Consider the following 26942-nt stretch of genomic DNA (forward strand, 5'->3'; position numbering starts at 1 on the left):
TTACGAAGTTTCAACGTGGCAAGTTTAATGTAGTGGTCAAGTAAAAATGGACACCTGATTAAGCCGCTTTCCTGAGTTCTTGTTGTTCAAAGTCCACAGGGCTCATGTTCATGTAACCAAGATAAGAGTGAAGTCTGCGGTTGTTGTAGAACAAAATATAATCAACAACTGTCGCCTCAACATCTGCCCTTGTTTCGAAAATATAATGGTCAGTCCTTTCTCGTTTCATACTGCCAAAAAATCGCTCCGTTACCGCATTATCCCAGCAATTTCCCTTACGACTCATACTGCATATCATGCCGTATTCCCTGAGCTGAGCCTGATAGTCCAGCGAGGCGTACTGGCTTCCCTGATCTGAGTGGTGAAGCACTCCCGAACCAGGCTTACGACTCCACCACGCCATTCTCAAGGCTTCCAGCGGCAGCTCTGTGGTCATACGCTTGTCCATTGACCAGCCTACTATCTTCCGGGAATAGAGATCCATAACCACTGCCAGATACAGCCAGCCTTCGCGAGTCCATAGATAAGTGATATCAGTCGTATAGACCCTGTTTGCCTCTGTGACAGCAAACTCCCTGTTCAGAAGATTTTCTGCTACCGGAAGCTTATGCTTGCTATTCGTCGTCACCTTGAATTTTTTTGCATACTTCACAACCAGTCCCAAGCGCTTCATCAGTGTTGCTGCTTGATAGCGGCCAATATTGTAACCCTTGCCTTGCAGGGCTTTTGCCATTCTCCGGCTGCCATATGAGCGATCGGAGTCGATAAAAATTTGTTGTGCATCAGAATCCAGGCGGAACTGCTTGGCCAGAGAGTCCTTCTGATGTTCCTGTTGATTCTGCCAGCGATAAAAGCCACTGCGCCCAACCTGCATTACTTTACAGAGCACCTGCACCGGATAGGCCTCCTTCTCCTGTTGTATAAATGCAAATCTTACAACAGGTCTTTCGCGAAGAAGGCCGTCGCCTTTTTTAATATTTCCTGTTCCATTTTCAACTGGCGGTTTTCAGCTTCCAGCTCTTTTATTCGCTGCTGATCAGGCGTCAAAGCTTGCTGCCCTTTGCCTGGAAAAGACATTTCCTTTTTTTCATCCTGTTCCCGTATCCAGCGTCTCAGGTTGCCATCATTGATACCAAGACTTCTGGCAACCTCTGTTACAGCCTGCTTCTGCTCCACTACCATGGCAATGGCTTTACGCTTGAATTCCGGAGAATAATTTTTACGCTGCTTTGTCACTTTCTACCTCGTCACTAACTGCACTATTGTGCTTAACGAGGTGTCCTAAGTCATTAAACCACTTCATAAGCGTTACAACGCCAAAGAAGTGGACGCTCTTTTAAACGCTTAAACCTTCAACGCTGTAACAAAATCGCCGCAAAGAAGTTTCAACGTGGCAAGTTTAAGCGTTACAACGCCAAAGAAGTGAAAAGTGAAGGGTGTTCTCTCTGAATAATTGAAACCTATGTGCACCCCAATCACGACTATTATGGGAACCATCTTTCACAGTCGTAATCTGTCGCCATGCCTGCTTCTGTCGTTGCCCGTAAACCAAAAACCATTGTGTTGCAAATTGAAGTACCCATTGAATCTGGCAACATGCTGGATCTTGAAGATGGACTGCAGCGAGCATTGAATGAAGCGGTGTTTGTCAACATAGTTGTCGCCTCAACTTAAGCGGCTTTGCTTAGTTGATCATCAGCAGGTCTGTCGGGATTCAACCAGACTTCATCAGCCAGATCCCAGTTCCTTGTTGACCTCTTTCCCCAGCGCTCTGGGTGACGTTCTTTGGCTTGTTCATAAACCTTTCTGCGGTTAGCCATAAGCACCTTGGTTTCACCACGATGCCTTTGCCCGGGTGTCAGAAATTTCAGCCCACTGTGCTTGTGCTCTTCGTTGTACCATTGGGCAAAACCATGCACCCAGCTACGTGCTGCTTCAAGATCAGCAAATGGCGTGCGCGGATAACCAGGGCGGTATTTCAGGGTTCTGAATATGGCCTCGGAAAAGGGGTTATCATCACTGACCCGGGGACGACTGAATGAGCTCACGACCCCAAGACGCTGCAGTGTTGACAGCATAGTGCCACCCTTCATGGGACTACCATTATCTGAGTGCAGAACCAGTGGCCACTCCAAGGCTGCAATTCCCTGTTTGATACAGGCTTTAGTGATCATTTCTGATGCATGCTCAGCTGATTCGGTTTCATGAATTTCCCATGTAACAATCATACGACTAAAGATGTCTATCACCAGGTACAGGTAATAAAACTGCCCCCGTATCGGAGAGCGCAGATAGGTAATATCCCAGGACCAGACCTGGTTGGGTCCGGTAGCACACCAGGACGTTGGCTTATACCTGTTTGGCTTGGCAGCACTGCCCCGATGATGCTGTTGCCCTGTTTCCTCCAACACCCGGTAAAATGTCCTTTCAGACCCCATATAGAGACCTTCATCTAACAATGTGGGCACAATCTGGCTGGGCGGAAGGCTTTTGAACCGCTCGCTGTTACAGACGTCAACAATCGCCTGTCGCTCAGCTTCAGAAAACTTGTTAACCGGTTCTGGCCTGTCAGCATTTTTGCGATTATCTGCGCGCACGTCATCACCCTGCATCCAGCGTTGTACAGTTCTTTCTGTAAGACCAAGGGCTTTGCAGGCTTTTGACTGACGAGCCCCATCTTTAACTGCCTGTTTAATCAGGCTAACAGCATTTTGTCGATCCGGGAGAGAGACTAATCGTCCTCTGGCGCCCCCCAGATCTCTTGGGCCTTTTTTGTGAGTACCAGCAAGGCAGCAGTTTCTGCTAACGCCTTGTCCTTGCGATTGAGTTCACGCTCAAGCTTTTTGATGGTTTTCTTATCTTTTTTGTGTTCGTCAGACAGCGCCTTACGCTGTTTTGACTGACTTTCAGGCTGGACAGAAACACTGTTAATAAAGGCAGCCTTCCACTGCTGAATTTGTTCAGCAAACAGACCTTTTTTACGACAGTATTCAGCCATTTCTGCTTCATTTAACGCAGCCGTTTCAATGATTACGGCTAACTTGTTTTCAGTTGTCCATTGATCTGGATTCTTTCCGTCGCCCGGCACAGGCACTCCTTTAGATACTGCTTTCTTTCGCCAAGTGTACAGGGTCACATCAGAGATACCAGTCTCACGTACCAACTGCGAAACTGGCACATTATTGGGTGGCATCATCTTCTGAATGATGGACTCTTTGAACTCTTCTGAATAGCGGGCCATTGATTACTCATAGACCGCCCCCTGTTGAGATTTCTAATTTCAGGAGAGGCGACAACTATGCTGACACAGGGGGGAAGCAGGACAGCTCGGAACAAAAGAGTTGCTTGAACTGTTTGAACCACCCAACAAAGACCCCATTGTCGTAAACCAGCAGAAGTGGAGTTACAAGGGAAAGGTGCTGAAGCGATATGAAACCATGTATGGATGTGTGCCTATGGAACGTTCTGTTTATCAGGGGGGCAGAGGTGGTGTTACGCTGGCGCCTCTTGATCTTCGCACCGGTATTGTCGGCTCAGCTACCCCCAAGTTTGCCAAAACACTCGCTTGGAAATACAGTCAGATGCCCGCTCCTGCTGTTAAAGAAGACTTTGCAACCAACCATCAAAGAACTCTGTCTAACTCGTATATCAAGCATTTATCCGACAGGGTAGGTGCATTAATTGAAGACCAGAATGACATCGAATATGACTTGCCGCTCCTGCCAGAACCTGTCGAAACCATTGCCATAGGTCTGGATGGCACCTGCATGTTGCTCTGTGAACACGGCTGGAGAGAAGCGATGTGTGGAACCCTGAGTCTTTACTCGGCCAATGGTGATCGATTGCACACTATTTATACCGCCAGCTCACCTGAATATGGCAAGCGTAACTGTTCAGCACCCCCACATAAATCTGGAATTTTCTGATTTTTATACCATCCTCTTAAGCACCATTTTTCCACAATATTCGCCAGCATGATTCCAGAACTACCCGCAACTATGTCGGCTGAGATTCTCTTGAAAGAGAATGCAGAGCTGCGGATGAGAGTTGCCTGTCTGGAAGAGCGATGTCGAGAATTGGAAGAAAAGGTTGGCAAGAACAGTCAAAACAGCAGCAAGCCGCCATCGTCTGATGGTTATCAAAAACCTTGTAAAAACAGTAATTCTCCAGATCATTCTGACGACCTTTCCGCAGATAAAGGTACCGATCCATCGGATGAAAAACCCAATCCTAAAAGTCTGAGACAGTCTTCTGGTAATAAAGCCGGTGGAAAGAAAGGGCATCAGGGCACTTGTCTTAAACAGGTCGATATCCCTGACTATATTGAGTACCTTCCGGTTAAAGAATGCAATAAATGTCAGGCGTCTCTTCTTGATAGTGAGCCGGTCAAATATATTGAACGACAGGTGTTTGAACCAGGGAGACCGGGTGAATTTGAAGTAACGGCCCATAGAGCTGAAGTAAAAATCTGCACTTGTGGTTGTCGGAATCAGGCTGAATTCCCGGAAGGTGTTACCGCTGCCGCACAATATGGCTCAGCCACACAGGCTATGGCCGTCTATCTTAACCAATACCATTTCCTGCCTTTTAAGCGCGTGTCAGAGTATTTTAATACTCTCTATAAAATGAGTGTAAGTGCAGGCACTGTCGCCAATTTTGTGGCCAGAACCTATGAAAATCTGGCTTCTACTGAAGAGGTTATTCGTGACGCCTTGCGGGAATCGTCTGTTGCCGGAGCCGATGAAACGGGTATGCGGGCCGAGGGCTCTTTGCACTGGCTACACGTTATGCGGGATGAACAATGGACGCTCTACTACTTGTCTGAAAAGCGAGGTCGTGAGGCCATGGACACGATGGGCATACTGCTAACATTTGCAGGCGTTCTGGTTCATGATCATTGGAAATCCTATTTTGCATATGCGGCAACTCACGTACTTTGCAATGCCCATCACCTGAGGGAGCTTTTGGGTGTTGTTGATAGGGACAGCAATCAACTGGCGTTGCGATTGATGAAGCTACTGAGGCTTTCCTGGCATTACTGCAAGGGCTTTAAGACCATAGGTATGCTACAGATGCCAAGTGTTGTCTGTGAACGAATCGAGAAGATTTATGACCGGTTGCTTCAGCGGGCTCTAATGAAAGAAGTCGTCTATATGGAGAAGCAACGAGAGGAGCTTAAGCGCAAGAAAGTCAAGAATACTAAAGCTTACAATCTCTTCAAACGACTCACTGAGTTCAAGGCTGAGACACTGCGCTTCATGTCAGATTTTACCATTCCCTTCGATAACAATGGCAGTGAGCGGGATGTTCGAATGGCCAAGTTAAAGCAGAAAATCTCAGGCTGCTTCAGGAGTGCAGACGGTGGTTCTATGTTTGCACGGATTCGCAGCTATTTGTCGTCTGCCAGAAAACAGGGAATGGACATATATCAATCACTTCATAGAGCTGTTCGGAATTACTGTAATATGCCTTTGCTCAGTGCTGAATAGTTACTGGCAAGCAAAGCTTTATGGGCAAACTGGACGAGGAGATTGCAAAACTAAAACGCCTTTACCCACAAGCGACTTATGTGGGGGTCGCTGATGGGGCTAAAGAAAACTGGTGCTATCTGACGAAGCATACCTCTGCTCAGATACTCGATTTTTATCATGCCTCGGAATACTTGGCCGGGGCAGCAAAAGCATTATTTCCGGACAGTAAAGCCAGGAGAAAGGTCTGGTTAGAAGATAGGCTCCATAACTTGAAACACACATGCGGTGCGGCCAGGAAAATACTGAAGGAGATTGAATCAGCAGAACTCCCGAAAAAGACGACGGCACTGATAGAAAAGCGTTACAAGGCAGTGACCTACTTTACCAACAATCATCACTTAATGAAGTATCAAGAGGCTCTGGAGCACAACTGGCCGATCGGTTCCGGAGTCACAGAAGCAGCATGTAAGACATTGGTCAAACAACGGCTATGCAGTTCAGGAATGAGGTGGAAATTAGCCGGGGCAGAAGTACTGCTGGAAACAAGGTCTCTTATCCATAGCAAGGGACGCTGGGAACAACTGTGGTCTAACGTTATGTCAGGCAAAGTTTTACTTGATTGCTAAGTCAGCTATTAACCCGAGAGAGCACCCGAAGTGAACGCTCTTTTAAACGCTTAAACCTTCAACGCTGTAACAAAATCGCCTCAGCGATTTTTAATCCGATCCAAAAAGGTCGCGGGTATAGACCTTATCCAGCACATCCGCCAGCTCATCCACCAGACGGTTGGAGACGATCACATCAGCAGTCTGCTTGAACTCATCCAGATCGGTAATCACCCGTGAGTTAAAGAACTCCGCTTCTTCCAGCACCGGTTCATACACCACCACCTCGACACCCTTGGCCTTGATGCGCTTCATAATGCCCTGAATAGACGAAGCTCGGAAGTTATCGGAGCCAGCCTTCATAATCAGCCGGTAAACACCCACCACCTGTGGTTTGCGCTTGAGAATGGACTCGGCGACAAAATCCTTGCGGGTCGTGTTGGCATCCACAATGGCGCCAATAATCAATAATATTGTTGGGCACATCCTGATAGTTAGCCAGTAGCTGTCGGGTATCCTTGGGCAGGCAGTAACCGCCGTAACCGAAGGAGGGGTTATTGTAGTGTCCGCCGTCCGCGGGTCGTAACCCACCCCTTCGATAATCTGGCGGGCATCCAGGCCATGAACCTCGGCGTAAGTATCCAGCTCATTAAAGTATGCCACCCGCATGGCCAGGTAGGTGTTGGAGAATAACTTGATGGCTTCCGCTTCAGTAGAGTCAGTAAACAAAACCGGGATATCGGTTTTCTCAGCACCGTCTACCAGCAGCTGGGCAAAACGTTCTGCCCGTTCCGATTGCTCGCCCACAATAATCCGAGATGGATACAAATTGTCGTACAGCGCCTTGCCTTCCCGAAGAAACTCCGGTGAGAACATAATATTGTCACAACCCAGCTCTTCTTTAATTCGCTGGGTATAGCCAACAGGAACAGTAGATTTGATCACCATAACCGCATTGGGATTAATCGCCATTACCTGTTTAATCACCGCTTCCACAGAAGCGGTATTAAAGTAGTTGGTTTTGGGGTCATAATCCGTTGGCGTAGCAATAATCACAAACTCCGCATCGGTATAGGCCAGTTGCGGTTCGGTGGTAGCTCTGAGGTTCAGTTCCCGGTTAGCCAGGAAGTCTTCAATTTCAGCATCAACAATGGGCGACAGTCGGTCGTTAATCATATCCACTTTTTGAGGAATGATATCAACGGCCATCACCGGGTTGTGTTGGGCAAATATTGATATGTGCCAAAGCCTCCCACAACAAAGTTGAGTAGACTGTCGCCTCTTTCAGGGGGGCGGCAGTTTATGAGTAGAGTTGATGGACGCAAGCTAAGCCACACTGTTCGCGAGTCTATTCGCATAGAGGCTATTCAAAAGTAGTTGGATGGTGCTGATGTCAAAGAAATTTCAGAGATATACAGTACAGATCACACCTGCGTATATGACTGGATCAACCGTTATAAAGAAGTGAAGTGGTTTAATGACTTAGGACACCTCGTTAAGCACAATAGTGCAGTTAGTGACGAGGTAGAAAGTGACAAAGCAGCGTAAAAATTATTCTCCGGAATTCAAGCGTAAAGCCATTGCCATGGTAGTGGAGCAGAAGCAGGCTGTAACAGAGGTTGCCAGAAGTCTTGGTATCAATGATGGCAACCTGAGACGCTGGATACGGGAACAGGATGAAAAAAAGGAAATGTCTTTTCCAGGCAAAGGGCAGCAAGCTTTGACGCCTGATCAGCAGCGAATAAAAGAGCTGGAAGCTGAAAACCGCCAGTTGAAAATGGAACAGGAAATATTAAAAAAGGCGACGGCCTTCTTCGCGAAAGACCTGTTGTAAGATTTGCATGGGTGAAAGTCTCATATTGATCACACCCACAGGCCTTGAGCTACAGCAAACAGACGTAACACCAAATTTTTCAAACTGAATGGAGAGCAGCCAAACACAGCTATGATTCTAACAGCAAACAAAGAGTCAACTGTGAGAGGCCGCTCCGATGGAAGTATGTCAGCCACTAACCAAAGTCGCCAATGATTCCTGTCCTGCTATTGACCAACTGCAGCAAAAACTGACCCTCCTTCGTCAGTCCAATAATCCAATCCAGCATTTTGAGGATCATGAAAACGAGATTCACTCCCTCTTTATTCAGGCGGAGCGAGAAATACTGGCAGAAGAACTGCAAAAATTAGACATCAATAAAGCTTCTATCGAAGTGAATGGGGTCGTGTATCACCAGGCATTACGCAGCTATCAAACCTACCAGTCAGCAGCAGGACCTGTCCGGGTATTGCGCAGCCTCTACCGCAATGCCGGGGATAAGTGCATTGTCCCTTTAGAGCTCAAGGCTGGCGTTGTAGAAGGCTACTGGTTACCAAAGGCTGCGAAGCAAGCAGCATGGATGGTTGCCCAGTTGCCGCCCGCGGACGTAAAAAGCTTACTCGATCTAATGGGGAATATGTCACCCTCAACCAGCTCTCTGGCACGTCTTCCCAAAAAACTCAACGAACAATGGGAGCAGCACCTTGACCCTTTCGAGACCCTTCTCGCGGAGAATCTCACAGTACCGCCTGACGCGGTGACGGTAGCTGCTTCCCTTGACGGTGTGATGCTACCAATGAAAGACGGCAAGCGTCAGGAGAAACGTGAAAAGAGTGTTGCTGATGGCAAACGTACCCGAGGGCCAGCAGGTTGTCAGGAGGCCAGTTGTGGAACACTGTCGTTTTACGATGACCAGGGAGATCGCCTCTCTACGATCAGGATGGGACGAATGCCTGAAAGCAAGAAAGCGACGTAACTATTCAGCACTGAGCAAAGGCATATTACAGTAATTCCGAACAGCTCTATGAAGTGATTGATATATGTCCATTCCCTGTTTTCTGGCAGACGACAAATAGCTGCGAATCCGTGCAAACATAGAACCACCGTCTGCACTCCTGAAGCAGCCTGAGATTTTCTGCTTTAACTTGGCCATTCGAACATCCCGCTCACTGCCATTGTTATCGAAGGGAATGGTAAAATCTGACATGAAGCGCAGTGTCTCAGCCTTGAACTCAGTGAGTCGTTTGAAGAGATTGTAAGCTTTAGTATTCTTGACTTTCTTGCGCTTAAGCTCCTCTCGTTGCTTCTCCATATAGACGACTTCTTTCATTAGAGCCCGCTGAAGCAACCGGTCATAAATCTTCTCGATTCGTTCACAGACAACACTTGGCATCTGTAGCATACCTATGGTCTTAAAGCCCTTGCAGTAATGCCAGGAAAGCCTCAGTAGCTTCATCAATCGCAACGCCAGTTGATTGCTGTCCCTATCAACAACACCCAAAAGCTCCCTCAGGTGATGGGCATTGCAAAGTACGTGAGTTGCCGCATATGCAAAATAGGATTTCCAATGATCATGAACCAGAACGCCTGCAAATGTTAGCAGTATGCCCATCGTGTCCATGGCCTCACGACCTCGCTTTTCAGACAAGTAGTAGAGCGTCCATTGTTCATCCCGCATAACGTGTAGCCAGTGCAAAGAGCCCTCGGCCCGCATACCCGTTTCATCGGCTCCGGCAACAGACGATTCCCGCAAGGCGTCACGAATAACCTCTTCAGTAGAAGCCAGATTTTCATAGGTTCTGGCCACAAAATTGGCGACAGTGCCTGCACTTACACTCATTTTATAGAGAGTATTAAAATACTCTGACACGCGCTTAAAAGGCAGGAAATGGTATTGGTTAAGATAGACGGCCATAGCCTGTGTGGCTGAGCCATATTGTGCGGCAGCGGTAACACCTTCCGGGAATTCAGCCTGATTCCGACAACCACAAGTGCAGATTTTTACTTCAGCTCTATGGGCCGTTACTTCAAATTCACCCGGTCTCCCTGGTTCAAACACCTGTCGTTCAATATATTTGACCGGCTCACTATCAAGAAGAGACGCCTGACATTTATTGCATTCTTTAACCGGAAGGTACTCAATATAGTCAGGGATATCGACCTGTTTAAGACAAGTGCCCTGATGCCCTTTCTTTCCACCGGCTTTATTACCAGAAGACTGTCTCAGACTTTTAGGATTGGGTTTTTCATCCGATGGATCGGTACCTTTATCTGCGGAAAGGTCGTCAGAATGATCTGGAGAATTACTGTTTTTACAAGGTTTTTGATAACCATCAGACGATGGCGGCTTGCTGCTGTTTTGACTGTTCTTGCCAACCTTTTCTTCCAATTCTCGACATCGCTCTTCCAGACAGGCAACTCTCATCCGCAGCTCTGCATTCTCTTTCAAGAGAATCTCAGCCGACATAGTTGCGGGTAGTTCTGGAATCATGCTGGCGAATATTGTGGAAAAATGGTGCTTAAGAGGATGGTATAAAAATCAGAAAATTCCAGATTTATGTGGGGGTGCTGAACAGTTACAAAGCGACATTGAAAAAATCCCTTTCAAACCTTCTGGATAAGGTGCTTCAGCAAAAGCCAAATCTGACTCTGGTCAAAGTGGCAGATGGAGCCCGGGACAATTGGACATACTTCACCAAAGAGCTACCGGAGGGAGAAGAAATTGTTGATTATTACCATGCGGCAGAACACCTGAAGAAGGCATTTGACCTGGCTTACGGTGAAAATAGCGCGAAGTCCAAAGAGAAATTCAGCACCTACCGACATATCCTGAAGGAGGAGCCGGGTGGGGTTGAAAAAATAATCAAGGCACTGGCTTACCAGCATAGCAAGCATCCCCGCCGATCGAAATTAAAGACAGAGTTAAAGTACTTCAGAAAAAACCGGTTACGGATGAATTATGCAGAACACCTGTCGCGCAACCTGCCCATAGGCTCAGGGGTCATTGAGGCGTCCTGTAAAACGCTGGTTACACAGCGAATGAAGTGTTCGGGAATGCGTTGGCGGTGTCCCGGGGGGCAAGGCATTCTGACACTCAGGTCAATAATTCAAAGTGGTTGGTTCGACTGTGGCTGGATGCTGCTGTCGGTAACGTACCGGGCCAAGGTAAATATGGTCAGTGATAATGTGATTCCATTTTCATCAGGGAAGGGTAATATTGAACGTTAGTACTCATAAATATGAGACTTTCACCCAATTCATTCCGATGATGGAAAGACAAAAAGAAATTTATGGTCGTGTACCTCGCCAGACAAGCGGTGACGGCGGATACGCGTGTCGCGCTAATTTGGAAAAAGCCAAGACCATGGGAATCAGCGATGTAGCTTTTAATAACTCAAGTTACGCACCTTGCTGAAAATCAGCCATTATTGGTGGCATGAAAAATGATCTCATAGAACTTTATTCTGACTACCTGTTGTCGTCGTCTGGGAAGACCACTGCAACGGGAGTGTCAGAGCTTTTGGATAATGTCTACAGTCATGACCAATTCACCCGATTGCTTTCAAACAATGAGTTTACCAGTCGTGACTTATGGCTTTACGTTAAACCCGTCGTGCGACAGGTTGAGTGCAGTGATGGGGTTTTGATCTTTGACGATACGATTCAGGAAAAGCAGTTCAGCAAAGAGAATGCCCTGAACACCTGGCATTTTGATCATACAAAAAATCGCACCGTGAAAGGTATAAATCTGCTCAATGCACACTACCATGCCGGAGATGCGTCGATTCCTGTCGCCTATAAATTGATCGAGAAAACCATCCTGTACACCGACTTGAAGACAAAAAAGGTAAGACGATATGCAGAGCAAACCAAAAATGAAATGATGCGGGAGATGCTGATGATTTGCTGCCATAACCAGCTTATGTTCCGCTATGTCCTTGCAGATAGCTGGTTTTGCTCAAACGACAATATGATGTTTATTCGACACGACTGTAATAAACATTTCCTGATGGCGATGAAGTCAAACCGCAAGGTATCCCTCAGTCTGGACGACAAATTACAAGGCCGTTCACAGCGTATAGATACTGTTGATTTTTCAGAAGATAAGCCTGTACAAGGGTGGATAGCAGGTGTCGATTTCCCTGTTCTGCTATACCGTCAGGTCTTTAAAAACAAAGACGGAAGCACAGGCATTCTCTATCTGGTTTGCAGCGATCTTGACTGTGATGCCGAGACTCTCAAGGCAATCTACGAGAAACGGTGGAAAGTCGAGGTCTTCCATAAAACGCTGAAATCGAATGCGTCAATGGCCAAGTCACCGGCGCATACTGTGAGAACACAGAGTAATCATATCTTTCTTTCAATTTACTCAGCCTTCAGGTTGGAAGTATTGTCATTGAAAGTAAATCTGAATCACTTTCAGCTCAGAGCCAAAATCTATATGGCAGGGCTGAAAGCTTCGTTGGGGCAGCTGAGAGAGCTGTTAGCTGCGTAACTTCAGTTAATAAGAAGCGCGGACTTGAAGTCGAAGAGATGACTAAAAGTCAGTATGTGTATAAAACGCTCTTTCGCTTCCGGGCAGGTATTGAAGCGGGAATTTCGTGGCTAAAGAGATGTTTTGGGCTATCACGTTGCCACTGCAAGGGTTCTGAGCGTTTTGACTCTCATTGCTGGTTATCGGTGGTCTGTTACAACCTGGTGATTCTGGCCAGGCACCCGGCACCATCCTGATAGCCACCTCCACGCTACATGAAAGTACCTTTCCAGCATGGTGGGAGGATGTTTTCTGCCTGCTTTTCGCGTTTTTCTCCAATATCCGTCCCAGATTAGAGAAAAAAGGGAGGAGTTTTCCTGACTCTCTGGAATTTCAGGAAATATTAAAACGTACGTTTATTCCGATTATGATTGGCTGATGCGTTTTTGGACGAGAACTAACTAGTTCTCGTCCAAAAACACAACCAATTGAAAACTGTAGATTTTATCCTGAAAAATTAAGTGGAGCCCTACTGCTATCTGGCGACTAAACTTCCCAAGAGCAAGAAACATAAGGGATTGCCAAAAACAGAGGACTCCAAATGCGCAAAAAACGCAACCCGCAGTGTAGTATGGAACTCCATTACGTACCTCATGAAATCTGCTCCCAGCTTTCCGGTATCTCGCAATGGCTTGACGCCCATCCACAGTTCAATGACTGGATTTATGAGGACTTAAGTTCTGGTGATAAACAGAACACTGGGCGGAACGGACTATCAGCAGAATCCGTTCTTCGTGCGGCACTCCTGAAACAGTATTTGAATTGTGATTATGACTACTTGTCGTTTGTTTTGATGGACTCCATGCTCTTTCGAGACTTTTGTCGCCTCGAACCAAACCAGCGCCCCAGTCGCTCCAGTTTGCATGGGCTCATCAGCCTTCTTACTGCATCTACATGGGAACGGATTAATAACTGTCAGCTAATGACCGCTAAAGATCAGGGTATTGAAAAAGGGCGCACTGTGGCTATTGACAGCACAGTCACCGAATCGGATATCAAACCTCCTTGCGACAGTGATCTTTTAGCCAGTTCCGTTAAAGAAATTTGTCGGCTGCTGGAACGGGGACAAACACTGACAGCGACACCGCTTTATGAATATACCCATCACAACCGAGCCGTAAAAGATGCGGCCAGAAAATGCATCTACGCTGGCAAAGAAGAGCGGCATCAGCATTATAAAAAACTGCTGCAGTTGACCCGAAAATCCCGGAAGGTACTTATCGAAGCTACTGTCACGCTAGCAAACGCCCGTCAGCAGGGGCAGTGTCTCCTGGCTGATGATGCCGACAAGTGGCAGGCCGATGTGGATCACCTGTTACCCCTGGTGGATGCAATAGTCTCCCAGACAGAGCGCAGGGTCTTTAAGGGTGAAAAGGTGCCAGCCCAGGAAAAAGTGGTTAGCCTGTATGAACCCCATACGGATATCATCGTAAAAGACAGGCGGCAAGTACAGTATGGCCATAAACTGAACCTGGTTCAGGGAAAAAGTCGATTGATCCTGGACCTGGTTATTGAGGAAGGTAACCCAGCGGATTCGGACCAATTCATTCCGATGATGGAAAGACAAAAAGAAATTTATGGTCGTGTACCTCGCCAGACAAGCGGTGACGGCGGATACGCGTGTCGCGCTAATTTGGAAAAAGCCAAGGCCATGGGAATCAGCGATGTAGCTTTTAATAAGAAGCGCGGACTTGAAGTCGAAGAGATGACTAAAAGTCAGTATGTGTATAAAACGCTCTTTCGCTTCCGGGCAGGTATTGAAGCGGGAATTTCGTGGCTAAAGAGATGTTTTGGGCTATCACGTTGCCACTGCAAGGGTTCTGAGCGTTTTGATTCTCATTGCTGGTTATCGGTGGTCTGTTACAACCTGGTGATTCTGGCCAGACACCCGGCACCATCCTGATAGCCACCTCCACGCTACATGAAAGTACCTTTCCAGCATGGTGGGAGGATGTTTTCTGCCTGCTTTTCGCGTTTTTCTCCAATATCCGTCCCAGATTAGAGAAAAAAAGGGAAGAGTTTTTGCGGCTCTCTGGAATTTCAGGAAATATCAAAACGCACGTACAATCTAATTATGATTGCCTGATGCGTTTTTGGACGAGAACTAGCTACGTCTTTTATGGAAACCATCGGCAATTCAATTACATCTGAAACTTGGAAGGCTATATCGTATGCGCAGAAACAGGAAGGGAAAAGTCAATTAAGCGGCTGTCGCGCGTGCCCTGAAACGATTAACATCCGCCGGTTTCAGTGCCGCAACCATCAAATATCACAACCGTCCACACCTATCGACAACAGCTCGGCAACAGCACCCGAGCCTCCCGGATCTTCAATACCAGCCGGATGCCTGATACAGTTTGCTGACAAATTACACTTTTATGGCGGTGCTGAATCCGTCATTATAGTGTTCCCTTTAGCCCAGGAGCCTGACCGAGAATAGACTGCCCTACTGCGGTGGCAGCAAATTGGTCTAACAAGTCGGAAATTTTAGCAAATAGAACCACTATTCACTAAAAATTTCCGACTTTTTATCCTCAATTTTCTGCCATCCTCGCTACGGGCGCTATTCTCGGTCAGGCTCCCAGGCTGCTGGGTGTGTTGTTTTCAGGGGCGTCTCAGGCTAGTGGTGACACTGCTTTATTACTTTTCCGAGATGCCCGGAGTTATGCGGGCAAGGCAGTCGATGACAGCAGAAAACAGTAATATTTCTGACCAGAGCAACCATGAACAGGAAATGCAGCTGGCAACTGAACAGGATGGCTCCGCCATGAGTCAATCGCTTCCGGAAGAGGCCAGGAAAATTCTTGAGAGGCTGCACAGTCGGCCTGATAGTGACGTAATGAATTCGGAGGCGCTGCGCCTGGTACGAATTATCTGGCCCGGCGCGTTCAATGTTTCAGATCCCCGGCCCCTCAAGATCGGTATTCACAAAGAGATGGCAGAAGCAAAGTTGCTGCCGGCATATATTATTCCTGTAGCACTGCGATTTTTTACGTCCATGGATCGCTATCTTGAAAAATCAAGCCTGGCGCTATCCGGATTAACCTTCAGGAGCAGGCGGCAGGTCGAGTAAAACTCCGCGAAGCAGTCGATGCAGAAATCAAGCTGTATACCAGGAGCAATGACTTTATCCCTATGCGGGATCTGGTCATTATCAAGAAGGTTCGTCTGCTTTCTGTGAATAAGCGGTCTTGAGATAGATAATCTGTGCTGAGTCGGTATTTTTTATAAGAAAAGTACTTACTCATAGCGCATTAAACGACTTCCCTCCCTCTCTGTAATCGCTATAATCGGCCTGATATTGAGGGAGTAGCCTGCCCCGGCCATTTTCGGCTGACCGGTGTATACATCAACATGCATTGACCTTTTGGTCATGGTGTATACGATGTTTGCTAACGAGCAACATTTGGCCAGACTCAGATGATGGATACCAGCAAGAGGGCCTGGTGTCTGTTATCTGATTGCCATGCCCTCAGTGATTCCTGCTCATGATTTCCATTCTCCAATTTATTCTGGCAGTTGCTGTCGGTTTTGCTTTGCTTTGCTGGAGTGCAAATCGTCTCGTTGAAGTGGCATCTACCCTGGCATTTCGTCTGGGCATGCCTCTGTTGACCATTGGTGTTACCGTGGTTGCTTTTGGTACTTCTGCTCCTGAGTTAATGGTCTCTTCCGTTGCGGCATTTAATGGCTCCGGCGGGATCGCCATTGGCAATGTGGTTGGCTCAAATATCGTCAACATCGGCCTGATTCTGGCGATAGGTGGACTGATTGCTCCTCTGGTCGTTAAGGCACGTATTGTCTATCGCGAACTCTCTATCCTGCTGATTACGACCGTAGCTGCTGCTGTGATGTTAATGGACGGTAGATTAAGCCTGTTGGATGGGATTATTTTTTCCGCTGCATTTTTTACCTACAGCTGCTATTTGCTGAAGTCTTCAACCGGACAGGAAGCCGAGCAGGATATCCCCGTGCTACCGATCATACTCCCCGGGCCTTTGCAGAGTCTTTGATTATGCTGTTGCTGCTTGTGCTGGGTTCTCAGCTCCTGGTCTGGGGCGCTAAAGGTATTGCCTTGGCGATGGGAGTCAATGAGCTGATTATTGGCTTGACGCTGGTAGCTTTTGGCACCAGCCTTCCTGAACTGGCGGCAGTGGTGGTCAGTGCCCGGAAAGGACTGCACGATATGACAGTGGCTACGGTTATTGGATCTAATATCTTTAGTAACTGTTCAGCACCCCCACATAAATCTGGAATTTTCTGATTTTTATACCATCCTCTTAAGCACCATTTTTCCACAATATTCGCCAGCATGATTCCAGAACTACCCGCAACTATGTCGGCTGAGATTCTCTTGAAAGAGAATGCAGAGCTGCGGATGAGAGTTGCCTGTCTGGAAGAGCGATGTCGAGAATTGGAAGAAAAGGTTGGCAAGAACAGTCAAAACAGCAGCAAGCCGCCATCGTCTGATGGTTATCAAAACCTTGTAAAAACAGTAATTCTCCAGATCATTCTGACGACCTTTCCGCAGATAAAGGTACCGATCCATCGGATGAAAAACCCAATCCTAAAAGTCTGAGACAGTCTTCTGGTAATAAAGCCGGTGGAAAGAAGGGCATCAGGGCACTTGTCTTAAACAGGTCGATATCCCTGACTATATTGAGTACCTTCCGGTTAAAGAATGCAATAAATGTCAGGCGTCTCTTCTTGATAGTGAGCCGGTCAAATATATTGAACGACAGGTGTTTTGAACCAGGGAGACCGGGTGAATTTGAAGTAACGGCCCATAGAGCTGAAGTAAAAATCTGCACTTGTGGTTGTCGGAATCAGGCTGAATTCCCGGAAGGTGTTTACCGCTGCCGCACAATATGGCTCAGCCACACAGGCTATGGCCGTCTATCTTAACCAATACCATTTCCTGCCTTTTAAGCGCGTGTCAGAGTATTTTAATACTCTCTATAAAATGAGTGTAAGTGCAGGCACTGTCGCCAATTTTGTGGCCAGAACCTATGAAAATCTGGCTTCTACTGAAGAGGTTATTCGTGACGCCTTGCGGGAATCGTCTGTTGCCGGAGCCGATGAAACGGGTATGCGGGCCGAGGGCTCTTTGCACTGGCTACACGTTTATGCGGGATGAACAATGGACGCTCTACTACTTGTCTGAAAAGCGAGGTCGTGAGGCCATGGACACGATGGGCATACTGCTAACATTTGCAGGCGTTCTGGTTCATGATCATTGGAAATCCTATTTTGCATATGCGGCAACTCACGTACTTTGCAATGCCCATCACCTGAGGGAGCTTTTGGGTGTTGTTGATAGGGACAGCAATCAACTGGCGTTGCGATTGATGAAGCTACTGAGGCTTTCCTGGCATTACTGCAAGGGCTTTAAGACCATAGGTATGCTACAGATGCCAAGTGTTGTCTGTGAACGAATCGAGAAGATTTATGACCGTTGCTTCAGCGGGCTCTAATGAAAGAAGTCGTCTATATGGAGAAGCAACGAGAGGAGCTTAAGCGCAAGAAAGTCAAGAATACTAAAGCTTACAATCTCTTCAAACGACTCACTGAGTTCAAGGCTGAGACACTGCGCTTCATGTCAGATTTTACCATTCCCTTCGATAACAATGGCAGTGAGCGGGATGTTCGAATGGCCAAGTTAAAGCAGAAAATCTCAGGCTGCTTCAGGAGTGCAGACGGTGGTTCTATGTTTGCACGGATTCGCAGCTATTTGTCGTCTGCCAGAAAACAGGGAATGGACATATATCAATCACTTCATAGAGCTGTTCGGAATTACTGTAATATGCCTTTGCTCAGTGCTGAATAGTTACAAGCAAGGGACAAAGGCAGCTACCTTGAAGACATAGCCGATGATGTCGGTTGCTCAGTCAGTACCGTCAAGCGGGCACTCAAACGACAGGGGCCATCACCCAAACGTAAAACCGGTGCCCGGATCAGCAAACTGGAGTCATTCAAACCCATGGTGAACGGCCTGATCGCTGAGAATGTCTGGAACGCTGAGGTGATTTTTTCCCAAATCCGTGAGCAGGGTTATACCGGTGGCATCAGCATTCTACGGGATTACATTCGACCCAGGCGTTCGACACGTAAATGTAAGGCTTCTGCCCGGTACGAAACGTTACCCGGCCACCAACTCCAGCATGACTGGGGTGAACTGATGACCGAGGTTGCCGGTGAACTGCGCAAGGTGTATTTCTCGGTCAATACCCTGGGCTTTTCCCGTCGTTTTTTTGCCTGGGCGGCCTTCACTAATGATGCAGAACACACCTATGAAAGCCTCATCCGAAGCTTTGAATGGTTTGGTGGCGTCAGTGCTCAGGTACTGGTTGACAATCAAAAAGCGGCAGTGCTCAAGCATCCCTCTAACGGCAAGGTTCAGTTCAATGAAGGCTTTCTCATGCTGGCAAAGCACTATCAGTTTCAGCCCAAAGCCTGCAAGCCATACAGAGCCCAGACCAAAGGTAAAACCGAACGCATGGTGCGCTACATTAAAGAAAATTTCTTCCAGCGCTACCGCTCGTTTGAAAGCATTGAGCACTTGAACCAGCTGCTGAATGACTGGTTACTCACTGTAGCCGATCAACGGGTACACAAGACCGTTAATGAGCCTGTTTATGAACGGTTTGAACGGGAAAAAACCGAGCTTAAGGCATTACCTGCCATTCCCTTTGATACCAGCTATCGTGAAGTACGACAGGTGCCGATTGATGGTTACATCACTGTCCGCACCAATCGGTACAGCGTTCCATCGGACCTGGCGGGTCAGAAGGTCAGCATCCGGATAGGGCTTGACCGGCGGCTGCGAGTCTATGGGCCGAATGACTCCCTGGTAGCCACCCATACCCTGAAAGATGGGCGTAACCAGTGGCAACAAAACCCTGAGCATCATCGTGCGATTTACGACGAGATCAAGGTAGAAACCCGTGATCTGAGCCGGTACGAGGAGATGATGTCATGACCACCTCCTTAACGACACTGATTGAGCGATTAAAACTCGATCATCTCCATGACAGCCTTGATGCCATTTGTGAACAGGCCAGCAAAAAAGACCTGAACTATCGGGAATTTCTGGCTGAAGCATTAAGCACCGAATGGGCCGGTCGCCATCAGAAAGGCCTTGAGAGCCGCTTGAAGCAGGCAAGGCTACCGTGGTTGAAAACCCTGGAGCAATTCGATTACAGCTTTCAGCCCACTGTTGATCGTAAAGTCGTCAGGGAGCTGTCTGGCCTTGGCTTTGTAGAGCGGGCTGAGAACGTTGTTTTACTGGGACCTCCGGGTGTTGGCAAAACACATCTGGCCATCGCGCTTGCCGTCAAGGCAGCGGAAGCAGGCCATAAGGTCATGTTCATGAGTCTGGACAAGCTGATGACCACCTTGAAAAAGGCACAGCAGGAAAACCGGCTTGAACGACAGATGCAGCTGCTGGCCTATCCAAAGCTTCTGGTTCTGGATGAAATTGGTTACCTCCCAATGGATCAGGATGAGGCCAGCCTTTTCTTCCGGCTCGTTACTCGCCGATATGAAAAGGCAAGCATCATCTTGACCTCCAATAAAAGCTTCGTAGACTGGGGTGAAATCTTCGGTGACCAGGCCATAGCTACTGCTATTCTCGACCGATTGCTTCATCACGCAACCACCTTGAATATCAAGGGTGAAAGTTATCGGTTAAAAGAGAAACGAAAGGCGGGCTTACTGAAAGAACCACCACGGTAATAGTTGCAATTCCTGAAATAACTCAATGAAACTAAACCGGTGAATGAAGGTCAAAACCTTCACAGTTAACGGGTCATCTCAAACCGGTGAAAACAGGTCATTTCAAATCGGTGCTAACAATGGACAATGCCTACTACAGAAAACAGGTTGTGGAATGGTTTGAAGCCCGTCCGTGGGACTTCTCTATCAGCGTCACCAATGACAACTACTGCCGTCCAGTACTCGATTGTATTGAGGGTTTACCCAAAAGTGCCTGGACGCCTATCCGCAGTGACAACACAGAAGAGGCGATCCTGTCTTATCACCAGCCTGCCGGGTGGAACCGTCAGCAGACGTATGTCGTGACCCGCCGCTGGCATGACGGAAAACAGTGGCTGGCAGTGCCCCGCTACTCAGTGATACTGGTCAGCCGCTCTGATCTGCCGTTGGCAGAACTGGTGCGTCGCCACCGGGAGAAGCAGGGGCAGGAGAATGCCCAGAAAGGTCCACTGATTGATCTGGATTTGCACCATCCACCCTGTCGCTCATTTCACGCCAATCAGGCTTTTTACGCCTGTGGTCAAATGGCACAGATTTTACTGAGAGCTTTGCAGTACAAGGCTTTGCCAGAGAAAGAGAGAAGACATGGTATTCGCCCGCTGATCAGGAAAGTGATCCGGTCAGTGGGCCGGTTAACCTATAGCGGTAAAAAGTGGACATTGTGGTTCGTCAAAACGGCTGCAGATCTTGGATGGCTGTTGGATATCAGCAACAGGCTGGACATGAAGCCTCCGCCGATTTGCAGCTGATCAGTCCAAGATTGCCGACTTGACGAATAACACAGAGTGCTGTGGAGCCCTGCTTTACCTAAAGGGTGATAATTGAACGCAAAACACACAGGTTGCACCATGAATACGAGCTGATTTGGATAGCATTTTATCGACCCTGTATGAAAACTGTACAAATTTGCTTCTGGTACAGAGTATCCGATCAGCTATCCATTCTTAAGCGGGAATTAAGGTTTCAAGAGTGCTTTACACGATGGATTTCCGATACTTTCAGAGACTTTTCCGGCGAGGGACTGGATGTTATCCCCATTGATGGAAAGTGCCTCCGAGGCTCAAGAAGTAAATCCAAAAAGGCCATTCATATGGTAAGCGCGTGGAGTACCCGCGCGGGAATGGTTATCTGTCAACGAAAGGTTGATGACAAATCCAATGAAATCACTGCTGTTCCTGAACTTTTGAGGTCTATGTACCTGAAGGGTTGTTTTATCACTGCTGACGCTCTCAACTGCCAAAGAGAGATTGTTAAAGTCTGCATCGAACAGGGCGGTGATTATCTGCTTCCAGTTAAGGGCAACCAGGAGAACCTTCACAAGCAAATTGAAAAAGTAGCTGAACAACAATGCGAATGGGATCCGGAGCAGACTCTTTGTTTCAATGTAACTATTCAGCACTGAGCAAAGGCATATTACAGTAATTCCGAACAGCTCTATGAAGTGATTGATATATGTCCATTCCCTGTTTTCTGGCAGACGACAAATAGCTGCGAATCCGTGCAAACATAGAACCACCGTCTGCACTCCTGAAGCAGCCTGAGATTTTCTGCTTTAACTTGGCCATTCGAACATCCCGCTCACTGCCATTGTTATCGAAGGGAATGGTAAAATCTGACATGAAGCGCAGTGTCTCAGCCTTGAACTCAGTGAGTCGTTTGAAGAGATTGTAAGCTTTAGTATTCTTGACTTTCTTGCGCTTAAGCTCCTCTCGTTGCTTCTCCATATAGACGACTTCTTTCATTAGAGCCCGCTGAAGCAACCGGTCATAAATCTTCTCGATTCGTTCACAGACAACACTTGGCATCTGTAGCATACCTATGGTCTTAAAGCCCTTGCAGTAATGCCAGGAAAGCCTCAGTAGCTTCATCAATCGCAACGCCAGTTGATTGCTGTCCCTATCAACAACACCCAAAAGCTCCCTCAGGTGATGGGCATTGCAAAGTACGTGAGTTGCCGCATATGCAAAATAGGATTTCCAATGATCATGAACCAGAACGCCTGCAAATGTTAGCAGTATGCCCATCGTGTCCATGGCCTCACGACCTCGCTTTTCAGACAAGTAGTAGAGCGTCCATTGTTCATCCCGCATAACGTGTAGCCAGTGCAAAGAGCCCTCGGCCCGCATACCCGTTTCATCGGCTCCGGCAACAGACGATTCCCGCAAGGCGTCACGAATAACCTCTTCAGTAGAAGCCAGATTTTCATAGGTTCTGGCCACAAAATTGGCGACAGTGCCTGCACTTACACTCATTTTATAGAGAGTATTAAAATACTCTGACACGCGCTTAAAAGGCAGGAAATGGTATTGGTTAAGATAGACGGCCATAGCCTGTGTGGCTGAGCCATATTGTGCGGCAGCGGTAACACCTTCCGGGAATTCAGCCTGATTCCGACAACCACAAGTGCAGATTTTTACTTCAGCTCTATGGGCCGTTACTTCAAATTCACCCGGTCTCCCTGGTTCAAACACCTGTCGTTCAATATATTTGACCGGCTCACTATCAAGAAGAGACGCCTGACATTTATTGCATTCTTTAACCGGAAGGTACTCAATATAGTCAGGGATATCGACCTGTTTAAGACAAGTGCCCTGATGCCCTTTCTTTCCACCGGCTTTATTACCAGAAGACTGTCTCAGACTTTTAGGATTGGGTTTTTCATCCGATGGATCGGTACCTTTATCTGCGGAAAGGTCGTCAGAATGATCTGGAGAATTACTGTTTTTACAAGGTTTTTGATAACCATCAGACGATGGCGGCTTGCTGCTGTTTTGACTGTTCTTGCCAACCTTTTCTTCCAATTCTCGACATCGCTCTTCCAGACAGGCAACTCTCATCCGCAGCTCTGCATTCTCTTTCAAGAGAATCTCAGCCGACATAGTTGCGGGTAGTTCTGGAATCATGCTGGCGAATATTGTGGAAAAATGGTGCTTAAGAGGATGGTGCGTATTCTGGTTAACTTGAACACCTATTCTGTTTCATTTGAACACCCTGAACTCCTTACACATTGCCCAGTGTGATTTTTAGACCAGGTGTTCAACTGCGTCCAATTTTCCAAGCTTTTTGCGCATGGATTCGCCTTTGAGTTCAATCCGGTGGGCATTGTGCATAAGCCGGTCAAGAATGGCGTCGGCCAGAGTTTCATCACCAATGCTGGCATGCCACTTCCGGGTGGGCAATTGACTGGTAACCAACGTGGAACCTTGCTCGTGCCTGTCATCCATGACTTCCAGCAGATCGTTCCTTTGTTGCTGCGTCAGTGGTTCCAGGCCCCAGTCGTCCAGAATCAGCAAGTCTACTTTTGCCAGTTGTTTCAACTGCCTGCTGTAGCTGCCATCACCGTGGGCAAGGATCAGTTCATCCAGTAGCCTGGACATCCGATAGTACCGGACACTGTAGCCTTTCAGACAAGCCATGTGCCCAAGGGCGCAGGCCAGGTAGCTCTTACCGGAACCACAAGGTCCGGTGATCAACAGGTTCCTGTACCGGTCAAGCCAGCCTCCTCCAGACAGGCTGGCCATCTGGTTCTGTTTGAGACCTCTGGGGTGTTCATAGTCAATGTCGTGTATCCGGGCAGCCAGTTTAAACCGGGCGCTTCTGAGCAGCCGAGCCAGACGTTTATTGTTTCGCTCTGTTTCTTCCTGCTCAGTAAGCAACGACAGTCGTTCTTCAAAGCTAAGGCTACTGTAGGTGCCCGGCTGGTCCAGCTGTTGATTGAGGGCATCTGCCATTCCGGTCAGTCGCAGTGACCTAAGGCGAGCCAGTGTTTCATTGATCATGTTCGCCTCCGGTTATTGATAGCAAATAGCGCCACGAATATTTTCGTGATCATCATGCAAGGGACCTGTCGTTTGTTTTAACTGTGGCTCCAATGGCATCAGGTCTTTGCCTGACTGGAGGATTGATCGGACATTTTTTAACCGATAACCCCCGATGTTCCTGGCATGGGCGCAGGCGTTGTTGAGTCGTTCAGTTCCATATTCCCGCTGCAGGTTTAGCAGCCCCAATGAAGCTCGATAGGCTTGTTCAGGATGCTCCTTGCTATCCAGCAGTGATTGAATAAAACAATAGACTTCCTGACCAATGTCGTTAGCCCAGTTAAGTAAACGCTCAGGCGTCCAATCCTGATGGTGACGATGTCGTTCCGGCATATGAACTGCTAACGTCGTAAATCCACGTGTGTGCTTGCGAGCGTGGCTGGCCACCACTTTACCGTTAGCGTAGATCGTGACGCAGTGCTCAGTCGCCTGTACTTCTACTTCCTGCCTGGCAAGCTGATGGGGAACCGAGTAGGCGTGCCCCTTGCAGATAATATGATAATCCACATTCACCCGGGCCTTGATAAACTCAGCGAACACAAAAGATTGCTTCGGCAGTGGCTTGAGGGCTGGTTCATCCAGTTGTTCAAACGCACTACGTCGCGTTCCTGGCAACTGCTTAAAGGGCTTCAGGTTCAGTTCGATTAACAGCTCACGTATCCGCAGGTTCAGCTCTGCCAGGGTAAAGAACATTTCATGACGAAGCCTGGCCAGTATCCACCGCTCCACTACCTGTACACCGACTTCTGCTTTGGCCTTGTCTTTGGGTTTGTAGGGGCGTGCCGGAATGACTGCCACCTGGTAGTGACAAGCCAGGTGCTGGTATGATGGGTTGAGATCCGGCTCGTACCGACAGGCTTTGATAACTGCGCACTTTGGGTTGTCTGGCACAACAATTTCTGGCACCCCACCAAAGAACTCAAAGGCCCGTTCATGAGACCCCAGCCAGTCCTCTGTTTTTTGTGACAGAGTCGCTTCAGCGTAGGTATAGTTGGACGCTCCCAGCACTGCCACAAATATCTGGGCATTGTGGGCAATTTCGCCGGTGTCCGGGTTGATGATTGGCATGGTTGGCCCGGCATAATCAACAAATAACTTTTCACCTGCATTGTGCAGCTGTCGCATAGATCGCTTTTGACAACCACGCCACTGATTGTAACGGTGACAGTACTGGGCATAGCTGTAGGCATTGAGGGGGTGGGCCTGACAGTATTCTTCCCAGAGTCGTTGTTTGGTCACTTCCTTGCGCTTCAGTTCCTGATGCACCTCAGCCCAGTCAGGATCAATCAACCCTTTTCGATTGGCTATCGAGGCATCGGGAAACAGCGCCTGAATAAGCTCAGGCTCAGATATATCCTCTGCCAGGGGCCAGCTTAATTCCGATTCCTGAAAGGCCTTAACGTAGTTGGATACCGTCCCCACACTGACCCGTACACTGCGGGAAATTTGTCGGAAGCTGAGTTGGCTGCCAAACCGCATCCGGAGTATTTCTAGTAGCTTACGCATGGTAATCCTGTTTTCTGTCATGGCCGGTTCCCTCTCTTGGTACAGATAAGAACGGCCAAAGTTATGGAAAATCAATGCATAAGAAGATATTTGTTAGCTGTATTAGACCGGTTTATGGTCTGTTGAACAGCGTTTCTGGAAGCTTGAACGGTGATTCTGGAAATCATCAAAAAGTGTTCAAAAGAAACCAGAATAGGTGTTCAAGTGTTACCAGAATGGGTGTTCAAGTGTTACCAGAATGAGTGTTCAAGAGTTACCAGAATATGCAGATGGTATAAAAATCAGAAAATTCCAGATTTATGTGGGGGTGCTGAACAGTTACGTTTCAATTATTCAGAAACGCTGGATAAAGGTCATGGCCGGACTGAACGGCGTATGGCCTGGGTTATGGAAGACCTCTCTGATATCACGGAAGCTGCAAAGTGGGAAGGGTTGCAACAAGTTGCCATGATACAGCGTGATCGACAAATCGGTAATAAAGTCACTACGGAAGTACATTACTACATCATGAGCAAACAGCTCAGTGCCGCAGAGGTACTGGACATTGCCCGTAAACACTGGGAAGTGGAGAACAAACTTCACTGGAGGCTTGATGTTGCTTTTGGTGAAGATAAAAATCAAACCACCAATAATTGCGCCATTGAAAACTTCTCCATCCTTAACCGGCTGGCACTGAATATCCACACTCAGGACACGGAAACCAACGAGAGTATAAAACTTAAACGGTTAGCTGCTGGTTGGGACAACGAAAAGCTTGAGCAATTATTAAGTTCCATAGTGCTTATTTGATGCGTAAGCCTTGGTAAATTATGAGTTCTTTTACCCATCTTATTTTTTAATCTGAATTCAGGGCTCCTTGATTTATAGTAATAATTTCTAAACTGTGAAATAGATGGTTTTTTATCAACAGAAAGGATAACTTTTTCTAATTTTTTAGACTCTTGGTTTAGTTCGTATTTATAAGTATTTTTCTCGTGATCAAATTCGTACTTATAGCTTGAACTATGTATCAGGCTCTATTTTGATTACGAACTGCTCTACAGTGAAAACTGACTGTAGGTCACGAAAAACAAGGATTGAGCAACATTACCGGACAATATGCTGACAACCTTTGTAGATAAAGGGCTTCAGCAATGTTCAACCCAGTAGCAGTCTGAAATCCTACAAGAGCCATGTATCATTTCATGATGAACTGTTTCTAAAGGTCTTTTTTTTCCTAATATCTCACTTTTGATAAACTTTTCAAAAATCCTTTTATCTCTTGGGGTAGTAGCCCTTCCTTTCTCTGGGTCAACAAAGTATTTTGGTCCTCTCTTTCTTCCAACCTGTAGTGACGGTTTTTTGGGTATCCCGCATTTATCAAAATCCGGATATAATGCGAACTCGCACTTACCACGCTTCCAGTAATGCTTTAAATATTTCAAA

At 47.4% G+C, this 26942-nt stretch carries 32 protein-coding genes and 3 pseudogenes; 25 read left to right on the forward strand and 10 right to left on the reverse strand.

Annotated elements, in window-relative coordinates; all coding sequences use genetic code 11:
• Positions 1-58: 58 nt before the first annotated feature.
• Both MJO57_RS24420 and MJO57_RS33450 read right to left on the reverse strand, forming a co-directional pair.
• Positions 59-976, reverse strand: coding sequence for an IS3 family transposase (locus MJO57_RS24420; protein WP_371924909.1), 918 nt, complete (start codon positions 974-976; stop codon positions 59-61).
• Positions 934-1236 carry a transposase gene (locus MJO57_RS33450; RefSeq protein ID WP_252017325.1) on the reverse strand — a complete coding sequence of 101 codons (303 nt, stop codon included), beginning with the start codon at positions 1234-1236 and terminating at the stop codon, positions 934-936. The genes MJO57_RS24420 and MJO57_RS33450 overlap by 43 nt, the downstream gene beginning before the upstream one ends.
• Before the next feature lie 285 nt (positions 1237-1521).
• Between MJO57_RS33450 and MJO57_RS24425 the strand changes: the two genes are divergently transcribed.
• Positions 1522-1674: a hypothetical protein gene (locus MJO57_RS24425; protein ID WP_252019445.1), complete on the forward strand. Its 153-nt coding sequence runs from the start codon at positions 1522-1524 to the stop codon at positions 1672-1674.
• Here the strand turns inward: MJO57_RS24425 and MJO57_RS24430 are convergent.
• A protein-coding gene (locus MJO57_RS24430) for an IS3 family transposase (RefSeq protein ID WP_252017319.1) occupies positions 1671-3241 on the reverse strand; the annotation gives its coding sequence in 2 pieces (ribosomal slippage) (positions 1671-2767 and positions 2767-3241; 1572 coding nt in all). The two genes, MJO57_RS24425 and MJO57_RS24430, sit on opposite strands and share 4 nt — an antisense overlap.
• A 100-nt stretch (positions 3242-3341) precedes the next feature.
• On the opposite strand from MJO57_RS24430, the gene MJO57_RS24435 reads away from it, so the two are divergent.
• The 3 genes from MJO57_RS24435 to MJO57_RS24445 are packed head-to-tail and all read left to right on the forward strand — an operon-like array spanning position 3342 to position 6097.
• Positions 3342-3926, forward strand: a complete 585-nt coding sequence (locus tag MJO57_RS24435; RefSeq protein ID WP_252019447.1) for a hypothetical protein — start codon at positions 3342-3344, stop codon at positions 3924-3926.
• 48 nt (positions 3927-3974) lie between these two features.
• Complete coding sequence (locus tag MJO57_RS24440) at positions 3975-5489, forward strand: IS66 family transposase (protein ID WP_252017330.1); 1515 nt, start codon at positions 3975-3977, stop codon at positions 5487-5489.
• A 20-nt stretch (positions 5490-5509) separates the two neighbouring features.
• Positions 5510-6097, forward strand: a complete 588-nt coding sequence (locus MJO57_RS24445) for a hypothetical protein (protein ID WP_252019448.1) — start codon at positions 5510-5512, stop codon at positions 6095-6097.
• Positions 6098-6187: 90 nt separating this feature from the next.
• On the opposite strand, the gene MJO57_RS33455 is transcribed toward MJO57_RS24445, so the two are convergent.
• Together MJO57_RS33455 and MJO57_RS24450 are read right to left on the reverse strand one after the other, a co-directional pair.
• Positions 6188-6526 carry a UDP binding domain-containing protein gene (locus MJO57_RS33455; RefSeq protein ID WP_371924681.1) on the reverse strand — a complete coding sequence of 113 codons (339 nt, stop codon included), beginning with the start codon at positions 6524-6526 and terminating at the stop codon, positions 6188-6190.
• Positions 6420-7285: pseudogene (locus tag MJO57_RS24450) on the reverse strand (nucleotide sugar dehydrogenase). The gene MJO57_RS33455 and the pseudogene MJO57_RS24450 overlap by 107 nt, the downstream one beginning before the upstream one ends.
• Positions 7286-7607: 322 nt before the next feature.
• Here MJO57_RS24450 and MJO57_RS24455 point away from each other — a divergent pair.
• Positions 7608-7910 (forward strand): transposase, encoded by a 303-nt coding sequence (locus tag MJO57_RS24455; protein WP_252017325.1) that lies wholly within the window; start codon positions 7608-7610, stop codon positions 7908-7910.
• A gap of 157 nt (positions 7911-8067) precedes the next feature.
• Positions 8068-8865, forward strand: a complete 798-nt coding sequence (locus tag MJO57_RS24460; RefSeq protein ID WP_252019452.1) for a hypothetical protein — start codon at positions 8068-8070, stop codon at positions 8863-8865.
• Here MJO57_RS24460 and MJO57_RS24465 read toward each other — a convergent pair whose 3' ends face one another.
• On the reverse strand, positions 8866-10380 hold the full coding sequence (locus MJO57_RS24465) for an IS66 family transposase (RefSeq protein ID WP_252017330.1): 1515 nt from the start codon (positions 10378-10380) through the stop codon (positions 8866-8868). It lies immediately after the preceding gene.
• Here MJO57_RS24465 and MJO57_RS32895 point away from each other — a divergent pair.
• From MJO57_RS32895 to MJO57_RS24550, 18 genes and pseudogenes are all read left to right on the forward strand, one after another.
• Positions 10379-10510 carry a hypothetical protein gene (locus MJO57_RS32895; RefSeq protein ID WP_256492198.1) on the forward strand — a complete coding sequence of 44 codons (132 nt, stop codon included), beginning with the start codon at positions 10379-10381 and terminating at the stop codon, positions 10508-10510. The two genes, MJO57_RS24465 and MJO57_RS32895, sit on opposite strands and share 2 nt — an antisense overlap.
• Entirely contained in the window at positions 10455-11117 is a 663-nt protein-coding gene (locus tag MJO57_RS24470) for a hypothetical protein (protein WP_252019454.1), read from the forward strand. Before MJO57_RS32895 ends, MJO57_RS24470 begins: the two co-directional genes overlap by 56 nt.
• Positions 11107-11304, forward strand: a complete 198-nt coding sequence (locus MJO57_RS24475; protein ID WP_252019456.1) for a hypothetical protein — start codon at positions 11107-11109, stop codon at positions 11302-11304. Before MJO57_RS24470 ends, MJO57_RS24475 begins: the two co-directional genes overlap by 11 nt.
• 21 nt (positions 11305-11325) lie before the next feature.
• Entirely contained in the window at positions 11326-12384 is a 1059-nt protein-coding gene (locus tag MJO57_RS24480; RefSeq protein WP_252017920.1) for a transposase, read from the forward strand.
• Between the two features lie 11 nt (positions 12385-12395).
• Positions 12396-12620, forward strand: a pseudogene (locus MJO57_RS24485) (transposase); the annotation flags it as partial.
• 344 nt (positions 12621-12964) lie between these two features.
• Positions 12965-14326, forward strand: a complete 1362-nt coding sequence (locus MJO57_RS24490) for an ISNCY family transposase (protein WP_252017318.1) — start codon at positions 12965-12967, stop codon at positions 14324-14326.
• 723 nt (positions 14327-15049) lie between these two features.
• The gene (locus tag MJO57_RS24495) at positions 15050-15496 is read left to right on the forward strand and encodes a ProQ/FINO family protein (protein ID WP_252019458.1); all 447 of its coding nucleotides are present in this window, start codon (positions 15050-15052) and stop codon (positions 15494-15496) included.
• 415 nt (positions 15497-15911) lie between these two features.
• Positions 15912-16433 carry a sodium:calcium antiporter gene (locus MJO57_RS24500; RefSeq protein WP_252019461.1) on the forward strand — a complete coding sequence of 174 codons (522 nt, stop codon included), beginning with the start codon at positions 15912-15914 and terminating at the stop codon, positions 16431-16433.
• 2 nt (positions 16434-16435) lie between these two features.
• Positions 16436-16684, forward strand: a complete 249-nt coding sequence (locus MJO57_RS33460) for a sodium:calcium antiporter (RefSeq protein ID WP_371924910.1) — start codon at positions 16436-16438, stop codon at positions 16682-16684.
• Between the two features lie 48 nt (positions 16685-16732).
• Positions 16733-16999, forward strand: a complete 267-nt coding sequence (locus MJO57_RS24510) for a DUF6444 domain-containing protein (protein WP_252019467.1) — start codon at positions 16733-16735, stop codon at positions 16997-16999.
• 152 nt (positions 17000-17151) lie between these two features.
• Positions 17152-17325 (forward strand): hypothetical protein, encoded by a 174-nt coding sequence (locus MJO57_RS24515; RefSeq protein ID WP_252019469.1) that lies wholly within the window; start codon positions 17152-17154, stop codon positions 17323-17325.
• On the forward strand, positions 17267-17557 hold the full coding sequence (locus MJO57_RS24520; protein WP_252019472.1) for a transposase: 291 nt from the start codon (positions 17267-17269) through the stop codon (positions 17555-17557). The genes MJO57_RS24515 and MJO57_RS24520 overlap by 59 nt, the downstream gene beginning before the upstream one ends.
• Positions 17499-17894, forward strand: a complete 396-nt coding sequence (locus MJO57_RS24525) for a transposase (protein ID WP_252019474.1) — start codon at positions 17499-17501, stop codon at positions 17892-17894. Before MJO57_RS24520 ends, MJO57_RS24525 begins: the two co-directional genes overlap by 59 nt.
• The gene (locus tag MJO57_RS24530) at positions 17876-18247 is read left to right on the forward strand and encodes a transposase (protein WP_252019477.1); all 372 of its coding nucleotides are present in this window, start codon (positions 17876-17878) and stop codon (positions 18245-18247) included. Before MJO57_RS24525 ends, MJO57_RS24530 begins: the two co-directional genes overlap by 19 nt.
• A 3-nt stretch (positions 18248-18250) precedes the next feature.
• Positions 18251-19399 (forward strand): annotated as a pseudogene (gene istA / locus MJO57_RS24535) (IS21 family transposase); the annotation flags it as partial.
• On the forward strand, positions 19396-20154 hold the full coding sequence (istB, locus tag MJO57_RS24540) for an IS21-like element helper ATPase IstB (protein WP_252017770.1): 759 nt from the start codon (positions 19396-19398) through the stop codon (positions 20152-20154). The pseudogene istA (MJO57_RS24535) and the gene istB (MJO57_RS24540), both read left to right, overlap by 4 nt.
• Positions 20155-20240: 86 nt before the next feature.
• Complete coding sequence (locus MJO57_RS24545; RefSeq protein ID WP_252019480.1) at positions 20241-20942, forward strand: transposase; 702 nt, start codon at positions 20241-20243, stop codon at positions 20940-20942.
• 140 nt (positions 20943-21082) lie between these two features.
• Positions 21083-21595, forward strand: a complete 513-nt coding sequence (locus MJO57_RS24550; protein ID WP_252019482.1) for an ISAs1 family transposase — start codon at positions 21083-21085, stop codon at positions 21593-21595.
• On the opposite strand, the gene MJO57_RS24555 is transcribed toward MJO57_RS24550, so the two are convergent.
• The 3 genes from MJO57_RS24555 to istA (MJO57_RS24565) form a co-directional block, all read right to left on the reverse strand.
• On the reverse strand, positions 21582-23096 hold the full coding sequence (locus MJO57_RS24555; RefSeq protein WP_252017330.1) for an IS66 family transposase: 1515 nt from the start codon (positions 23094-23096) through the stop codon (positions 21582-21584). The genes MJO57_RS24550 and MJO57_RS24555 overlap by 14 nt on opposite strands.
• 120 nt (positions 23097-23216) lie before the next feature.
• Positions 23217-23972, reverse strand: a complete 756-nt coding sequence (istB, locus tag MJO57_RS24560) for an IS21-like element helper ATPase IstB (RefSeq protein ID WP_252017309.1) — start codon at positions 23970-23972, stop codon at positions 23217-23219.
• A 12-nt stretch (positions 23973-23984) separates the two neighbouring features.
• Complete coding sequence (gene istA, locus MJO57_RS24565) at positions 23985-25538, reverse strand: IS21 family transposase (protein WP_252017310.1); 1554 nt, start codon at positions 25536-25538, stop codon at positions 23985-23987.
• Positions 25539-25736: 198 nt separating this feature from the next.
• Here istA (MJO57_RS24565) and MJO57_RS24570 point away from each other — a divergent pair, with 198 nt between their 5' ends.
• Entirely contained in the window at positions 25737-26306 is a 570-nt protein-coding gene (locus MJO57_RS24570; protein WP_252019484.1) for an ISAs1 family transposase, read from the forward strand.
• A 338-nt stretch (positions 26307-26644) separates the two neighbouring features.
• Here the strand turns inward: MJO57_RS24570 and MJO57_RS24575 are convergent, their stop codons facing one another.
• Positions 26645-26941, reverse strand: coding sequence for a hypothetical protein (locus MJO57_RS24575; protein ID WP_252019486.1), 297 nt, complete (start codon positions 26939-26941; stop codon positions 26645-26647).
• Position 26942: the final 1 nt, after the last annotated feature.

Origin of the sequence: Endozoicomonas sp. SCSIO W0465, assembly GCF_023716865.1 — a bacterium.
Classification (GTDB): Bacteria; Pseudomonadota; Gammaproteobacteria; order Pseudomonadales; family Endozoicomonadaceae; genus Endozoicomonas.

Excerpts from the sequence above, each read along its gene's own strand:
- MJO57_RS24550 (WP_252019482.1), top strand. The coding sequence starts at position 21,083 with ATGAAAACTGTACAAATTTGCTTCTGGTACAGAGTATCCGATCAGCTA.
- MJO57_RS24490 (WP_252017318.1), top strand. The coding sequence starts at position 12,965 with ATGCGCAAAAAACGCAACCCGCAGTGTAGTATGGAACTCCATTACGTA.
- MJO57_RS33460 (WP_371924910.1), top strand. The coding sequence starts at position 16,436 with ATGCTGTTGCTGCTTGTGCTGGGTTCTCAGCTCCTGGTCTGGGGCGCT.
- MJO57_RS24445 (WP_252019448.1), top strand. The coding sequence starts at position 5,510 with ATGGGCAAACTGGACGAGGAGATTGCAAAACTAAAACGCCTTTACCCA.
- MJO57_RS32895 (WP_256492198.1), top strand. The coding sequence starts at position 10,379 with ATGCTGGCGAATATTGTGGAAAAATGGTGCTTAAGAGGATGGTATAAA.
- MJO57_RS24480 (WP_252017920.1), top strand. The coding sequence starts at position 11,326 with ATGAAAAATGATCTCATAGAACTTTATTCTGACTACCTGTTGTCGTCG.
- MJO57_RS24500 (WP_252019461.1), top strand. The coding sequence starts at position 15,912 with ATGATTTCCATTCTCCAATTTATTCTGGCAGTTGCTGTCGGTTTTGCT.
- MJO57_RS24425 (WP_252019445.1), top strand. The coding sequence starts at position 1,522 with ATGCCTGCTTCTGTCGTTGCCCGTAAACCAAAAACCATTGTGTTGCAA.
- istA (WP_252017310.1), bottom strand. The coding sequence starts at position 25,538 with ATGACAGAAAACAGGATTACCATGCGTAAGCTACTAGAAATACTCCGG.
- MJO57_RS24465 (WP_252017330.1), bottom strand. The coding sequence starts at position 10,380 with ATGATTCCAGAACTACCCGCAACTATGTCGGCTGAGATTCTCTTGAAA.
- MJO57_RS24460 (WP_252019452.1), top strand. The coding sequence starts at position 8,068 with ATGGAAGTATGTCAGCCACTAACCAAAGTCGCCAATGATTCCTGTCCT.
- istB (WP_252017770.1), top strand. The coding sequence starts at position 19,396 with ATGACCACCTCCTTAACGACACTGATTGAGCGATTAAAACTCGATCAT.
- istB (WP_252017309.1), bottom strand. The coding sequence starts at position 23,972 with ATGATCAATGAAACACTGGCTCGCCTTAGGTCACTGCGACTGACCGGA.
- MJO57_RS24440 (WP_252017330.1), top strand. The coding sequence starts at position 3,975 with ATGATTCCAGAACTACCCGCAACTATGTCGGCTGAGATTCTCTTGAAA.
- MJO57_RS24525 (WP_252019474.1), top strand. The coding sequence starts at position 17,499 with ATGAAACGGGTATGCGGGCCGAGGGCTCTTTGCACTGGCTACACGTTT.
- MJO57_RS24510 (WP_252019467.1), top strand. The coding sequence starts at position 16,733 with ATGATTCCAGAACTACCCGCAACTATGTCGGCTGAGATTCTCTTGAAA.
- MJO57_RS24555 (WP_252017330.1), bottom strand. The coding sequence starts at position 23,096 with ATGATTCCAGAACTACCCGCAACTATGTCGGCTGAGATTCTCTTGAAA.